Source organism: Streptomyces canus (assembly GCF_041435015.1).
GTDB classification, from domain to species: domain Bacteria; phylum Actinomycetota; class Actinomycetes; order Streptomycetales; family Streptomycetaceae; genus Streptomyces; species Streptomyces canus_G.
In genome coordinates this window covers 9,774,206-9,786,939 of sequence record NZ_CP107989.1, presented here as the reverse complement: position 1 = coordinate 9,786,939, position 12,734 = coordinate 9,774,206, and the positions used below count along the sequence as shown (strand labels likewise).

The following is a 12,734-nucleotide window of genomic DNA, read 5'->3' as shown; positions in this document are numbered from 1 at the left end:
ACCCGCATCCGCACCGTCACGTGCCGCACACCGCCTAGGCTCCGAAGCGGATTTCCGTTTCATGCCAAAGGGCCCTGGGAGACGCGGATGAAGTGGTTGGTCTCGCTGGTCGGTGGCGGGCTCGTCATGGTCACCTTGCGGGATCTGTTCCATACGCTGTGGCACCCCACCCGCCACGGTGGCCTGAGCCGCCTCGTGATGACAGCACTGTGGCGCCTCGCCCGGCGATTCCGTGCACCCGGCCGCGTGGTCGGGCTCGTCGGACCGCTCGCCATGGTCACGGTCGTGGGCATGTGGGCCGTCACCGTCGTACTCGGCTGGGCGATCGTCTACTGGCCCCACATGCCCGGGGCGTTCACCTTCTCCCCCGGTTCCCAGGCGGCGCAGGAGCCGGCGCTGCTCGACTCCGTGTACCTGTCGCTCGTCACGGTGGCCACCCTCGGGTTGGGCGACATCGCGCCTGCCGAGGGCTGGCTCCGTCTGGTCTCACCGCTCGAAGCCCTCATCGGTTTCGCCCTCCTGACGGCCACCGTCTCCTGGGTGCTGGAGATCTACCCGGCACTTACCCGCAGGAGGGTCCTGGCCGTCCGACTGGCTCTGCTGCGCGACGCGGATCCGACGACACGGCAGATCGACTGCACCGCGGGGGCGCTATTGCTGGACAGCCTGGTTACCGACGTCGCATGCGTCCGCATCGACTTCACCCAGTACGCCGAGGCGTACTACTTCCATGACGGGGAGGACCATTCGTCGCTGGCGGCCATGATCGGTTACGCCGCCGTGCTGGCCGAGCGCGGGGAGGCGGCTGGACGGCCGGAGGTGCGACTGGCCGGCACCCTACTCGCCGGGGCGCTGAAGGACCTCGCCGACATCCTCGACCAGCGTTTCCTCCGCACGGGCGGCCCGCCGACGGAAGTGTTCGCCGCATACGCCGCCGACCACGGCCGCGACGGCGCTCAGCCGTGAACGAGCAGGGATGGCACTCTGAGGAACGGGGTTCCGTCCTCAAGGGGCGGCCGGTCACAGGGCGGGAGCGGTTGTGGCACCCAGCACGCAGAGCCGTCCGGGCACACCTCGGCGACGACCGTGAACCGCCGCGGTGACGGCCAGAGGCCCGCTGCCGAGGCAAGCCGACGCTCGGACGCGGCTCCCGCGACAGGTCTGTCGTCGGAGGAGACGGCAAGGCGTCTGACGCGCCCCTTCTTCAGCCTGCTGCAGAAAAACGTCCTCGACCGCCGGAGCTGGAGCACCCGCGAGGAGCTGCGGATCGCGATCGTGACCTGGATTGAGAGGACCTACCACCGACGCCGCAGACAAGCCGCACTCGGCCGGCTGACCCCCATCGAATACGAAACCGTCATGACCACACCGGCCCTCCAGGCCGCGTGACCGAACCTGTCACCCAAACCTGCGGCAGACCCACGGGGTGCCCGGCTGTGCGGCTTCCGAAAGGATGCCGGATGGCGCCGGCAGGGTCAGACCGGCGCCAGGTGGACGGAGGCCATGAAGGCCCAACCGGACCGCTTGCCGGCTCCTCGCGTCGGTCCCGCCATACGCGGTGCCACTGGTAGGCCGACTTCCGGCTCACGCACCGCGGTGTACAGCCAACAGCCCATCGGTATCGGCAAGTTCGCCGAACACCTCCCTGACGAGCCGAAGTCAGGTTCGCTGTGACCTGGTCACCGCGGGGCCTCGGCACCGGCCCGGTCGGGGAGCAGGGCGAGGAGCTGTTTCGTGTGGCCGGGCAGTTCCGCCTCCGCCAGGCCAGTGACGATGTCGCGTAGTGACATGGGCTGATCGACCAGGAGGGTGTCGTGGGACAGGAGTCGTGCGAGCACTGGGGTACTGAGCTCGGCGTCGCTGAGCGCCGCACCTCCGGCGAGTGCGCACAGGGCGGCTGCCTGGCCGCTGATGCGGTCCCGGAGCACGGCGTTGCCGCCGGCGTGCGCGATGGTTTGCTCGATGGTCCAGACGTCGAGGGCGATCCGGTTGTCGTACGTCGTGTTGGCCCCCGCAGCGATACCCGCGACGGAGGCGATCGTGGCGGCGCTGATGAGAGAGACGTGCGCAAGGATCTGGTCGGCGTTCCACTCGCCTTCTGGCGGGGCGGGGTTGGGGTCGTCGGCGTCGGCCACGGTGGCGGCTGCGTCGAGCAGTGCGCGGTAGGCGTCCTGGAGTGGGGCGGTGTCCAGCATGTCTTGCACCTCTCTGTGCGGGCGCAGGCGGAATGAACAGGAGGCGGCGAGTCGCGGCTCAGGTGTGGGCGCGGGTCATCTCCCAGGGCGCCTGCGGCAGGACCTCGCCGGTTTCCAGCATCGACTTGAGGTTCGCCAGCACGGCGGGCCAGCCGGCCGAGATGCCGCCCAGCATCTCCTGGTTGGGGAGGTTCTCGTGGGTCACGGTGAGGCGGACGATGTCCTGATGCGGTTCGACGAGAAAGGTGACGACCGACGGCTCTCCCGGCGATTCCGCATCGGGGGCGTCGTCAAAGGTGATGACCAGCCGGGTCGGGGGCTCGGCCTTCAGGACACGGCCCACCACGTCGATCTTGCCTGATCCGTCGGCTCGCCGGTGTTCCCAGGCCGAGCCCGGCTGCCAGTCGGAGACGTTGGCGTGTCCCCAAAAGCGTGCCGTCAGGTCGGCGTCGGTCAGAGCTTGCCACACCTGCTCCGCACTGGCGCGGATGTAGGTGACGTATACGTAGTCCGGCACCGGTGTGGGTGCGTTGGTCATGGCGTACTCCTCTGCCTGGTGCTTGATGGCGCTGATCGCTTGCAGGCGGGGCTTGTCGAAGCCGGAGATCCAGCGGTCCTCGATCTCGTGGATCGGGGCGGGGTTGAGGTAGTGCAGCCGCTCCCGGCCGCGCCGTACCACCGTGACGAGATTGGCCCGCACGAGGATGTCCAGGTGCTGCGTCGCCGACTGGCGCGCCATGCCGAGGCGCTCGCACAGTTCGCGCAGGGTCTGCCCGTTGTGCTCGCGTAGCCGGTCGAGCAGGAGCCGCCGGGTGGGATCGGCCAGCGCCTTGAACACCGAGTCCATCGCTGTTGCTTCGAGGCTCACACCCACCATTATGCAGGCATTCACCTGCCTATTGTCAAGGACGAGCAATCCCGGGACAGGGCGTCAGGTCGGTCGGAAAAGAATATGAGCGGAGTGAGTCCTCACTCATTGACGGAGTGAGGACTCACTCCGTAGTCTCGTAGTCATGACAGCACCCAAGGAGAACCAGACCACCCGCCGCCGCGCCCCCGCCATGTCGCCGGAGCAGCGGCGCGCGATGATCATCCAGACCGCGATCCCGCTGATCGCCGAGTACGGCGCCGCGGTGACGACCGCGAAGATCGCCCGCGCCGCAGGCATCGGCGAGGGAACGATCTTCCGGGTCTTCGCCGACAAGGACGAGCTGTTGCACGCCTGCATGGCCGAGGCGCTCTCCCCCGAGCACGCGATCCGTGAGCTCGACGCAATCGACCTGTCCCAGCCGCTGCCCGACCGGCTCGCGGAGGCGGCCGAGGCACTGCAGGCGCACCTCGCCAGGATGGGCGCGATCGCCGGCTCGCTGGGGCATGGCGGCGGCAAGCACCCCGGTACGGTGCGCGGCGCGGGCCGCACCGAGTCGACAACCCGTATCCGCGCGGCCCTCGCGGATCTGCTGGAGCCCGACAGGGCCGCTCTTCGGCGGCCGCCGGAGCAGATCGCGGCCCTCTTCTTCGGACTGCTCTTCACCCAGCCGCGTACGGACGACGAGCCCGACCTCACCCCGCAGGAGCTGGCGGAGGTCTTCCTGCACGGGGCGCTCTCATCGGGCGCCAAGTGAGCGTGAGGAGGAGGCGACTGCGGGTAGTCGCCCTGGCGGTCCTGGCCGCCGTCCTGGTGTGGCTGGTCGCGGACCCACTGCTGGGGCACCGGCTGGGAATCACCGACGGCGAGCAGACGCTCGACCTCGGCGCCGCGCCTGTGGGCGTCGTCGCACTGCTCGCGTCACTCTCCGGGTGGGGGCTGCTGGCTGCCCTGGAGCGGTTCGGGGTGCGGCGCGCCCACGCCATCTGGACGGCGGTGGCGGGCGCCGTACTGACCGTTTCCTTCCTGCCGTTCATCGGCAACGGCATCGCCAGCGGCACCCGGGTCTCCCTCGCTCTGATGCACCTGGCAGTGGCGGCGGTACTGGTCCCGGGGCTGGGCGGCACGTCCCCCGGGCCGCGAGCCGATGCCATTGGGGGGAGACCGCCCACACCAAGTACGCCGCGAACAGCACCAGATGGAGGCGGTGTGCCGCGCGGTCGGGCATGACACGTGTGCCGATTGGGCCGTTCGTGAGGTGTGCGTACCCGGCCGTGGCCGTGGACGCCGGCTTGTGGATGCTGATCGAGCCGCTGCTGCCGCCGCGGCCGGAGCGGTCACCGCGGGCTCGCCCGTGGATGACCGGCTGTAGGACTGTCCCGCCATCGGTCGGGCCTCGTCAGTCAGCGACATCGCCCGGCCGGCAATGTCCCGCCGTCCCGGAGTCGCCCAGGAGTCGGGCCGATCGCGCCCGGGGGATGGATGGTCCCCGCTGCCTTCCTGCCTGCAGTTCCAGGCCCCGATCGGCGCGCAGGGTTGCCGCGTCGGTCGGTTACGAGCGGGTCAGTTCCTTATGCCCTGGGCGAGGAGACTCTCGGCGGTCTCCGCGATGGTGTCCTCGATGGGATGTGGCCGCCGCCCGAGGAGCCGCTCGGCCTGGGCGTTAGTGGCGTCGAGATCCCGGCCGAGCTGGTGCTTCAGCAGTCGAAGTGCCGGGTTCACTGTGCTCAGGGCGCGTGAGCCACACGGGTGGTTCACGGGCCGGGCCTTGGCTGCCTGCTCACCCAGGCGGTCACGCGGCATGCGTCCGATCACCTCGCCCTCCGGGGACACGCCTGCTCCGCACGCTGCGGGAACGCCGCCTAGCGTTTGCCGACGGTGTAGGTCAGGTGGGTCACCCGGGACGATGCGTCGGTCCGGGTCTGGGCGAGAGACAGGCGGTCGGGGTCCACACGGTCGAACAGGCGGATGCCGGTGCCGAACAGCACGGGTGCGAGCGTGATCGAGAACTCGTCGATCAGGCCGCTGTCCAGGTACTCCTGGATCGTCTCGGCGCCGCCTGCGATGCGCACGTCGCGGTCGCCGGCTGCCTCGCGGGCCCGGTCGAGGGCGCTCTCGATGCCGTCGTTGACGAAGTGGAAGGTGGTGCCGCCCGGCCGCTCCCACGGGGCACGACTGGTGTGGGTGACGACGAACACCGGCGTGTGGAAAGGCGCTTCCTCCGGCCAGGCCGGCTCGCCGGCGTCGAACATGCGCTTACCCATGACGCTCGCGCCGGTGCGCTCGTACGTCGCCCGTGCGATGTCGTTGTCGATTCCTTCCTCGCCGCCCTCGCCGAGCTTGAGGTTCTCCCGGAACCACCGCTGCGGGAACGCCCACGCCTGCAGTTCGGCCCACTTCGACATCCAGCGCCTGACGCTCGGATCGTCCTGCTTCTCGGGCGAGAAGGCGTCCTCGGGCGGCACGGGCTCGGGTGCCACGAAGCCGTCGAGTGACATCGTCACGCTGAAGAACACCTTCCCGGTCATCAGCTCTCCGCTCCCTTCGGGGTGGCCTCATCGCGGCCGGTGTCGTTCCGGGTGAGTTCGGCGACGTAGGCCGCCAGGTTGCTCAGGGTCTGCTCGCCGCCCTCGATCGCGTGGTACTTCTCCACCGCCTCGTCGCGGAGTTCCTTGGTGGGGAACACCGTGCGCATCACGATCCGGGTGTCGTCGCCGGCCGGCTCGAAGGCCAGGACCGACTCGAAGGCGTTGGGGTCGTCGCGGGACTCGCCGTGCAGCAGCGCGATCCGCTCCGGCGGAACGATCTCCCGCCAGGTGATCCACTCCTGGTAGTCGGTCCCGTCCGGGCCGTGCATCACGAAGTCCCAGGCTCCGCCGACGCGGAACTCGAAGGACCGCGTCGTGGTGGTGAACCCTTCCGGTCCCCACCATCGCGACAGGTGCCGGACCTGTGTGAACGCCTCGAACACCAGCTCCCGTGGGGCGCCGATGGCCCGGGAGATCACGATCTCGCGGTCCGCGGTCGGGCGGTCGGGCTCCGCACCGCTACTCGTCGTCGTCATCCGCTGGTTCCTCCTGTCTTGCCTGTTGCAGATCGCGCACGTACTCGTCCAGCCGGTCGAAGCTCTCGCTCCAGAACCGCTCGAAGCCGCCCACCCACTCGTGGATCGGGCGCAGCCCGCGGGCGTCCAGGCCGTACAGCCGCTGCTTGCCCGCCCCGCGGACCCGCACGAGCCCGACCTCCCGGAGGACCCGCAGGTGCTTGGACGCCTGTGGCTGGGTCATCCCCAGGTCCCGCGCCAGGTCGGTCACCGGACGCTCGCCGCCCCGCAACAGCAGCAGGATCTCCCGCCGCTGTGGTTCGGCGATCGCGTTGAACGCGTCCGAGGTCGTCGCCGCTCGTGCCATGACGTCATCATATGCCTATATCGGCATGCGTCAACGCTCCGTAGCCCGGCCGTGTCACAGGTGGGGCTGTGTGACGCACGGCGGGCTGGAACCCTCAGGCAAGTGGAGGACCGCCGCAAGGTCCGTCACCCATCCCGCGCGAGCAGCCGGACGCACCGGACTCGCCTCAACCCGACCGGCCTGTCACCGACGGTTCACGCAGGGTCGGCCGCGTCCCATACGCCCCCCGAGCCACGCCTACGGCGTACGCCGTGCCTGCCGTGCGCACGCCGGGATGTCGCGCACGAAGTCGTCCATCACGCCGACACACGCGCCGCCCCCTTCGACGCGATCCGTCCGGCCGCCACCCGTCGCCGCCGTACCGGAATGCCCATCGTCGGGTTGGCGACGCCCCAGGCCGCACCCTTGCAGACCAGTTCCTTGTAGCGGGCCGCGAAGCGGCCGGTCAGGGCGTGGTTGACGGAGCGATCGTCGGCGGTGACGAACTGGATCAGGCCCTCCTTGCGACCGAGAGAGATGCACTGGTTGAAGTAGCGCAGCGGGGCGTTCGGCAGCTTGCCGCCGGTCAGGCGGGCGGCGATGGAGTCGGCGGCCTGCCAGGCCATGGGGGTGCCAGAGGCGCAGGACATGCGCAGCGGCTTGTCTCCGGCGCCCAGGGCATGGCCGGCGTCGCCGATCGCGTACAGGTCCGGGTGGGAGATCGAGCGCATCGTCGCGTCGACCACGATGCGGCCGGTGTCCGCGAGTTCGAGGCTGGTGGCCGCGGCCAGCGGGTGCACCGCGAAGCCCGTGGTCCAGACGGTGACGGCAGCCGGGAGGGTCCGGCCGTCCGCCGTCGTGACCTGGTCCGCCTCGACCGCGGTCACCGCGGCGTTCTCATACACCGTGATGCCGAGCCCGTCGATGACGTGGCGCAGGTGCGCGCGGCCCTTCGGGGAGAGCCAGTCGCCCAGTCCGGCGCGCGTGACGAGGGTGATGTCAAGGTCCGGGCGGGCCTCGGCCACCTCCGTCGAGAACTCCAGGCCCGTCAGGCCGCCGCCCCCGACAAGGACCGTCTCGCCCTCGGCGAGCCGGCTCAGGCGCTCGCGCAGCCGGAGCGCGCCGGGGCGGCTCGCGATCTGGTGGGCGTGCTCGGCGACGCCGGGGACGCCGTTGTCGTTGCCGGCGCTGCCGAGGGCGTAGACGAGGGTGTCGTACGGCAACTCCGCCGCCTCTTCGGCGCCCTGCACCACGACCGTCTTGCGGTCCACGTCGATCGACGTGACCTTCCCGAGCTTCAGTTCGACTCCCGTGCCCGCGAACATCTCGCGCAGCGGGCGCGGCTTCAGCCCCTGGCCCACGGCCAACTGGTGCATCCGGACCCGCTCGACGAAGTCGGGCTCTGCGTTGACGAGGGTGATGGCGACGTCCTCACGACGCAGCCGCTTGGCGAGTCGGCCTGCCGCGATCGCTCCGGAGTAGCCGGCGCCGAGGACGATGATCCGGTGCTGCATGTTCCTGCTCCTGTCTGCGCGGGTCCGGTGCCTTCTGGCCCGGTCACGCCCCTTGAACCGGGCAGCCCGCCGATTCCTGACAGGAGACAGGAGTGACCTGCGTCACGCAAGAAGTCAGAGGGCTTCGGTCAGGACGGGAGGACCGAAATCGCCCGCCGCCCAACGCTGCGTCACCCGCTCCAGCTTGTCCGGATTGACCTGGCTGCGCACCGCGACGATGCCCTCTTGTGTCGGCTCCAGGCACATGATGCCGAAGACACGGCCCTCGACCACCGCGATGACCGCGGGGCCGCCGTTGACCGTGGCGGCGTAGAAGTCGGGGGAACCGCCGAGCAGATCCCGCTTGGCCCGGGTCGGCTTGAACAACCCGCGCAGGAACTTCGCCACCGCACGTGCGCCCTCGAAGGCACTGGCCCGGGCCGGCACCTTTCCGCCGCCGTCGCCCACCGCGATGGCGTCCGAGGTGAGCAGCTCGATCAACGGCTGGGTCTCACCACTGGTCGCCGCAGCGAGGAACTCCTCGACGATCCGGCGCACGGCCGCCTGGTCGATCTCGACCCGCGCCCCGCCCTGCGCCACATGCTTCTTCGCACGATGGAAGATCTGCTGGCTGGCCGCCTCGCTCAGGTCCAGGATCTCGGCGATCTCCCGGTGGGCGTAGGCGAATGCCTCGCGCAGCACGTACACCGCCCGCTCGTTGGGCGCGAGCCGCTCCAAGAGGACCATCACGGCGTACGACACCGACTCGCGCTGCTCGACCGTCTCCGCCGGGCCCAGCATCGGGTCCCCTTCGAGCAAAGGTTCGGGCAGCCACTGGCCGACGTATGTCTCGCGACGCGCGCGGGCGGACGTGAGCTGGTTGAGGCAGAGGTTGGTGAGCACCTTGGTCAGCCATGCCTCGGGCACCTCGATGCGCCCGACATCGGCGGCCTGCCACCGCAGATACGTCTCCTGTACGGCGTCCTCCGCCTCGCTCGCCGAGCCGAGCATGCGGTAGGCGATGGCCTCGAGACGCGGCCTGGCCGCCTCGAACCGATCCACGTCGCTGAAGGTCAGGGCCATGCCAGGATCCTAACCGGCCCAGTGCGCGAGTTCACTGCGACCGTACGGCCGGACGGTCGCAGTCACGTCCAGGGCGCTCACCGTGTCAGCGTGTGCCGAGCGGCCGCAGGAGTCCGAGCGCTGCCTCCGTCGCATCACCAGCGGGACACCGACGAGGCACTCCGGCGCCTCCCCCTTCCGTGTACATGGCCCACCCTGCCACGTTGAAGTCCGGCCCCGGCCGCCCGGACATGGCAGCCATGACCTCGCCAGGGGACAGCAGATGCTGCGCGCAGAGAACAGTTGGCTCCGCTTGTCCGTAGTATCTCTATGCCAAGGAATTCTGTGGCAGTTACGGCATCCGCGCTGCCAGTGCAGCCCACGCTGCCCGGTTCAGCGTTGCGCTCCGCCTCTGCGTCACGGCCGCACACCGAGGAAAGGCCAGCATCATGTCCGAGAGCACGACCGACACCACGGGACTGACACACCAGTACAGCACCCAAGTTGCCACCGATCTCGAGACCAACCTCAAGGAGCAGGAACGCATCAGCGGGGACATCGCTGCCCTGCAACAGCAGTTGGTCGCCCTACAGCATGATCACAGCGTGCTGGTGAGCATCCAGCAGGCGCTCGGCGTCACACAGACGACCAAGGAGTCCACACCCTCGGCCGAGGCCGCCAAGGTGCCGGCTCCCCGGCAGAAGGCCAAGGCCGCACCGCGCAGCAAGCAAACCGCACGGAAGTCCACCGCTGCGCAGGAAGGCACGACGGCCAAGAAGTCCACCGCCAAGTCCGAGACGAAGGCGGCCCAGCCCACTTTGGTGGGGCTCATCCGCAGCCACCTCACCGAGCAGAAGGAACCGCGCTCCGCTGCGGAGATCTCCGCGGCGCTCGGCCAGGCCCATCCCGAGCGCGACATCAAGACCAAGGTCGTACGCGTCACCCTCGAGGGACTTGTGGCCAGGAGCCAGGCCCAGCGCACCAAGCAGGGCTCCTCCGTCTACTACACCGCACCGGAGGCGGAGACCACCCCGGCGGCCGAGGCGCAGCCCGAAGAGACCAACAGCTGAACTTGCCGGGGCGGGACGGCCGATGTGGGGTGTGTCCCCGTGTCGGGCGCGGGTCGTCGCCGCCCCGCGAGTGCTGCGGAACGGACGGGGTCGGCCGTGTGATGAGGGGCTCCGCAACCCGGTACAGCCCACCCGGGTCGCCGCGAGGACGGCCCGGCATCGTCAGTCCGGCGGGTCGGTATCCGGCCCGCTCTCCGACTGAGCGGCCACCCGCAGGCAGATGCCGGGCAGTTCCGGTTCGTCGCGGATCCAGTCCTCGGTGTCGATGCCGGCCACCGCTGCCGCCGTCCACAATTCGCCGGCAGCCGCGTCGCCACCTCGCGCTGTTCGCCATCGGCTGCGCGATGGCGGCGGTGTGGCGGCTGCTGCACCGACACGGCTGGTCCTGACAGTCTCCCGCTCGACGGCCAATGGAAGGCGACGAGCGTCGAGCTGTGGAAGAACGACGCGTGGCCGCAGGTGAAATGACTGCGGCGGCGCTTCTGGCATCTGGTCACCGCATGGCGAGGTCCGCCGGCCAAGATCGCCTTCACCGACGACGACCACCTCGAACGCGCCCTCCGCCGAGGCCGGCGATACACACGCCACCGCCCTCACGACTACGACGGTGTTCCGGGCCGGTCGAGCAGCCCATTCCCGCTCGACCGGCCCGACGCGACACGAAGCGTTGACTCAGCAGCCTGTGGCGTTGTAACTCCAGAACGCGGCCCTGGTCTGCGGTCCGGCGACCCCGTCAGCGGTTCCGGCATTTTCGCCAACCGCGTTCAAGAAATTCTGCAGCGCCCTGATCGTGTTGGTTCCGACGATCCCGTCGACGGTACCGGCGTTGTAGCCCCAGGCGTTGAGCATTCTCTGGGCCGCCTTCCAGCTGTTGGTACCCAGTGTCCGTCCTCGGTACCGGCGTTGAAGCCCCAAGCGTTCAGGCAGCTCTGCCAGTTCTTGGCTCGGGCTGTGTTCAGGCCCAGGTTGTTCACCGCCTGGGGGGCGACACGCTGGCTGCTGACCGCGGGCTTGGTGACCGGCTGCGCGGCCGCCACGCTCGCACTCGCACCCGCAAGGCCTCCAGCGGCAATGCCGACGACGGCGCTCGTGGCAACGAGTGCCCTGGCCAGAGAAGATCGCATTGTCTTCTCTTTCCGCTCGACAACGAAGGCGTTGACGCGACCGCCCGTATCGGCCGTCCGCGCCGCCGCAAGCGTGCCAGGATCGTGCGCTCAAAACTCCCGAAAGTCCGATGCACTGTCTCGTATGACTCCATCCACGCCAAATTCCAGTAACGCTCCGCACGGAAGATCAGCCAGAGAGCCCGACTGAATTCCGGCCGATACTCCTGCAGCAGCCATTCCAAGAAGAGAAGGTCAGGAGATTTGATTTGATGGCGGGCCCCGTGCGTTCAGGGCGTGAGCATCCGGTCCTGTTCCCGTGGAGGTGTGCCGTCGTGCCAGGGCCGGGCCCTTCCGAAGCGGACCAACTCGCCGTACAGGGTGGGATCGACGTGATCGGCGAAAACCAGGTCGCGCACGGCCGCGGCAGCCTGGGCCGGTGACTGCGCACCGCTGTAGTCGCTGAACCAGGGGCGTGACGTGGCGGTGTCGACCATGCCGGGGCACACAGAGGCGATCAGGGTGCCGGTGGCCAGGTCGCGTGCGCGGCGTTCGGCGGCGACAGCGCGGACGGCGGCGACCTGAGCCACCTTGGACGGCACGTTCAGCCACACGGGCCAGCCCGCCTCCTGCGCGCTCTTGCGGTGGATGGCGCTGCGCCACGACTCGACGGCGTACTCGACCTGCTCCAGGCTCGCCCCGTCGAACAAGTGGTGCAGCCGCGGGTCGAGATGACCGAGGGTGCCCAGGCTGCTGGCCACGACGAGCAGCCGGCCGCCCGGGCGAAGAACAGGGCCGAAGGACCGCAGGATCGCGTGCGTGGCGGTGTTGGAGACGTCGATGAACTCGTCCGCCCGCGCGGCCTGCGACTCCTCGGGCAACAGGCGAGCCACGGCGTTGGAGATGAGGACGTCGACTCCTCCGTGCCGGCCGCGGAGGTCCTCGGCGAGGCGGGCGACGGCATCGGTGTCCGTGACGTCGAGGACACGGCCCTCCACGCGGGCACGTGTGCCGGGCAACAGGGCGACCTCGCGGGCGGCGTCGGCCACGCGCTGATGGCTGCGGCCGGTGAGCAGGACGAGGTCGTCCTGGTGCATGCGGGCCGCCAGTCCTTCGACGAGGGCACGGCCGAGTCCTTGGTTGGCGCCCGTGACGTGGCCGCCGAACCGCACCGGCGGTGTGGACCGGGTCCGGCTCCTGAAACGCTGGGACATCATGGGCCGGGGCGCGGCGTCGGCGTTCCTCGGCATACACCCGGGCCACCCGGGCTTCGCCATGATGGCCCTCGACAGCAGTGTGTACGTCAACGCCTCGACGGGCGAGATCGGCGTCGATGTGATCGCGGTGGGCCACCCGGAACGCTCGGAGAACATCTTGCAGTACTTGGAATGGTTCGCGCTTCGGGACAGCCCCTACTCCGACCGGCAGTTGCAGGAGTGGATCGCCGTCCGGCTCACGGGCCGCACACCGAGTGCTGTCAGCCGTTCAGACCGATGACGACGCGACCCGGTGGTGGAGGCCGGGGTGGTACAGCAGGTATTCAGGTCGACATGA

General features: G+C 69.5%; 15 protein-coding genes and 1 pseudogene. 6 read left to right on the top strand and 10 right to left on the bottom strand.

Features of this window, described 5'->3' with window-relative positions; genetic code table 11:
• Window positions 1-87: 87 nt before the first annotated feature.
• Window positions 88-966 carry a potassium channel family protein gene (locus OG841_RS44575; RefSeq protein ID WP_328636137.1) on the top strand — a complete coding sequence of 293 codons (879 nt, stop codon included), beginning with the start codon at window positions 88-90 and terminating at the stop codon, window positions 964-966.
• 234 nt (window positions 967-1,200) lie between these two features.
• A pseudogene (locus OG841_RS44570) lies at window positions 1,201-1,389 on the top strand (IS3 family transposase); the annotation flags it as partial.
• Between the two features lie 290 nt (window positions 1,390-1,679).
• Here OG841_RS44570 and OG841_RS44565 read toward each other — a convergent pair.
• Both OG841_RS44565 and OG841_RS44560 read right to left on the bottom strand, forming a co-directional pair.
• Window positions 1,680-2,195 (bottom strand): hypothetical protein, encoded by a 516-nt coding sequence (locus OG841_RS44565; protein WP_328636138.1) that lies wholly within the window; start codon window positions 2,193-2,195, stop codon window positions 1,680-1,682.
• 58 nt (window positions 2,196-2,253) lie between these two features.
• Window positions 2,254-3,042 (bottom strand): ArsR/SmtB family transcription factor, encoded by a 789-nt coding sequence (locus OG841_RS44560; RefSeq protein ID WP_328643432.1) that lies wholly within the window; start codon window positions 3,040-3,042, stop codon window positions 2,254-2,256.
• A gap of 166 nt (window positions 3,043-3,208) precedes the next feature.
• Here OG841_RS44560 and OG841_RS44555 point away from each other — a divergent pair, with 166 nt between their 5' ends.
• Together OG841_RS44555 and OG841_RS44550 are read left to right on the top strand one after the other, a co-directional pair.
• A complete protein-coding gene (locus OG841_RS44555; RefSeq protein WP_328636139.1) occupies window positions 3,209-3,820 on the top strand; it encodes a TetR/AcrR family transcriptional regulator in 612 nt (203 codons plus the stop codon).
• Entirely contained in the window at window positions 3,817-4,293 is a 477-nt protein-coding gene (locus OG841_RS44550; RefSeq protein ID WP_328636140.1) for a DUF6069 family protein, read from the top strand. Before OG841_RS44555 ends, OG841_RS44550 begins: the two co-directional genes overlap by 4 nt.
• Window positions 4,294-4,626: 333 nt before the next feature.
• Here the strand turns inward: OG841_RS44550 and OG841_RS44545 are convergent, their stop codons facing one another.
• The 6 genes from OG841_RS44545 to OG841_RS44520 form a co-directional block, all read right to left on the bottom strand.
• Entirely contained in the window at window positions 4,627-4,866 is a 240-nt protein-coding gene (locus OG841_RS44545; RefSeq protein ID WP_365120509.1) for a hypothetical protein, read from the bottom strand.
• 59 nt (window positions 4,867-4,925) lie between these two features.
• Window positions 4,926-5,591 (bottom strand): dihydrofolate reductase family protein, encoded by a 666-nt coding sequence (locus OG841_RS44540; RefSeq protein ID WP_365120507.1) that lies wholly within the window; start codon window positions 5,589-5,591, stop codon window positions 4,926-4,928.
• The gene (locus tag OG841_RS44535; protein ID WP_365120504.1) at window positions 5,591-6,127 is read right to left on the bottom strand and encodes an SRPBCC family protein; all 537 of its coding nucleotides are present in this window, start codon (window positions 6,125-6,127) and stop codon (window positions 5,591-5,593) included. The genes OG841_RS44540 and OG841_RS44535 overlap by 1 nt, the downstream gene beginning before the upstream one ends.
• The gene (locus OG841_RS44530; RefSeq protein WP_365120501.1) at window positions 6,111-6,473 is read right to left on the bottom strand and encodes an ArsR/SmtB family transcription factor; all 363 of its coding nucleotides are present in this window, start codon (window positions 6,471-6,473) and stop codon (window positions 6,111-6,113) included. Before OG841_RS44530 ends, OG841_RS44535 begins: the two co-directional genes overlap by 17 nt.
• Before the next feature lie 296 nt (window positions 6,474-6,769).
• Window positions 6,770-7,966, bottom strand: coding sequence for an NAD(P)/FAD-dependent oxidoreductase (locus tag OG841_RS44525; protein ID WP_371570014.1), 1,197 nt, complete (start codon window positions 7,964-7,966; stop codon window positions 6,770-6,772).
• A 114-nt stretch (window positions 7,967-8,080) separates the two neighbouring features.
• Window positions 8,081-9,028, bottom strand: a complete 948-nt coding sequence (locus OG841_RS44520) for an RNA polymerase sigma-70 factor (RefSeq protein ID WP_365120496.1) — start codon at window positions 9,026-9,028, stop codon at window positions 8,081-8,083.
• 428 nt (window positions 9,029-9,456) lie between these two features.
• On the opposite strand from OG841_RS44520, the gene OG841_RS44515 reads away from it, so the two are divergent.
• The gene (locus OG841_RS44515; RefSeq protein ID WP_328636147.1) at window positions 9,457-10,077 is read left to right on the top strand and encodes a hypothetical protein; all 621 of its coding nucleotides are present in this window, start codon (window positions 9,457-9,459) and stop codon (window positions 10,075-10,077) included.
• Window positions 10,078-10,749: 672 nt separating this feature from the next.
• Here the strand turns inward: OG841_RS44515 and OG841_RS44510 are convergent.
• Together OG841_RS44510 and OG841_RS44505 are read right to left on the bottom strand one after the other, a co-directional pair.
• A complete protein-coding gene (locus OG841_RS44510; protein WP_371570012.1) occupies window positions 10,750-10,926 on the bottom strand; it encodes a peptidoglycan-binding domain-containing protein in 177 nt (58 codons plus the stop codon).
• Window positions 10,927-11,470: 544 nt separating this feature from the next.
• Window positions 11,471-12,394, bottom strand: coding sequence for an SDR family NAD(P)-dependent oxidoreductase (locus OG841_RS44505; protein ID WP_365120536.1), 924 nt, complete (start codon window positions 12,392-12,394; stop codon window positions 11,471-11,473).
• Between OG841_RS44505 and OG841_RS44500 the strand changes: the two genes are divergently transcribed.
• A complete protein-coding gene (locus OG841_RS44500) occupies window positions 12,330-12,677 on the top strand; it encodes a hypothetical protein (RefSeq protein ID WP_365120540.1) in 348 nt (115 codons plus the stop codon). The genes OG841_RS44505 and OG841_RS44500 overlap by 65 nt on opposite strands.
• Window positions 12,678-12,734 lie beyond the last annotated feature (57 nt).

Bases quoted from the DNA above. Each gene is read 5' to 3' on its own strand.
- OG841_RS44575 (WP_328636137.1), top strand. From the start codon at position 88: ATGAAGTGGTTGGTCTCGCTGGTCGGTGGCGGGCTCGTCATGGTCACC.
- OG841_RS44565 (WP_328636138.1), bottom strand. From the start codon at position 2,195: ATGCTGGACACCGCCCCACTCCAGGACGCCTACCGCGCACTGCTCGAC.
- OG841_RS44560 (WP_328643432.1), bottom strand. From the start codon at position 3,042: ATGGACTCGGTGTTCAAGGCGCTGGCCGATCCCACCCGGCGGCTCCTG.
- OG841_RS44555 (WP_328636139.1), top strand. From the start codon at position 3,209: ATGACAGCACCCAAGGAGAACCAGACCACCCGCCGCCGCGCCCCCGCC.
- OG841_RS44545 (WP_365120509.1), bottom strand. From the start codon at position 4,866: ATGCCGCGTGACCGCCTGGGTGAGCAGGCAGCCAAGGCCCGGCCCGTG.
- OG841_RS44540 (WP_365120507.1), bottom strand. From the start codon at position 5,591: ATGACCGGGAAGGTGTTCTTCAGCGTGACGATGTCACTCGACGGCTTC.
- OG841_RS44535 (WP_365120504.1), bottom strand. From the start codon at position 6,127: ATGACGACGACGAGTAGCGGTGCGGAGCCCGACCGCCCGACCGCGGAC.
- OG841_RS44530 (WP_365120501.1), bottom strand. From the start codon at position 6,473: ATGGCACGAGCGGCGACGACCTCGGACGCGTTCAACGCGATCGCCGAA.
- OG841_RS44525 (WP_371570014.1), bottom strand. From the start codon at position 7,966: ATGCAGCACCGGATCATCGTCCTCGGCGCCGGCTACTCCGGAGCGATC.
- OG841_RS44520 (WP_365120496.1), bottom strand. From the start codon at position 9,028: ATGGCCCTGACCTTCAGCGACGTGGATCGGTTCGAGGCGGCCAGGCCG.
- OG841_RS44515 (WP_328636147.1), top strand. From the start codon at position 9,457: ATGTCCGAGAGCACGACCGACACCACGGGACTGACACACCAGTACAGC.
- OG841_RS44510 (WP_371570012.1), bottom strand. From the start codon at position 10,926: ATGCTCAACGCCTGGGGCTACAACGCCGGTACCGTCGACGGGATCGTC.
- OG841_RS44505 (WP_365120536.1), bottom strand. From the start codon at position 12,394: ATGTCCCAGCGTTTCAGGAGCCGGACCCGGTCCACACCGCCGGTGCGG.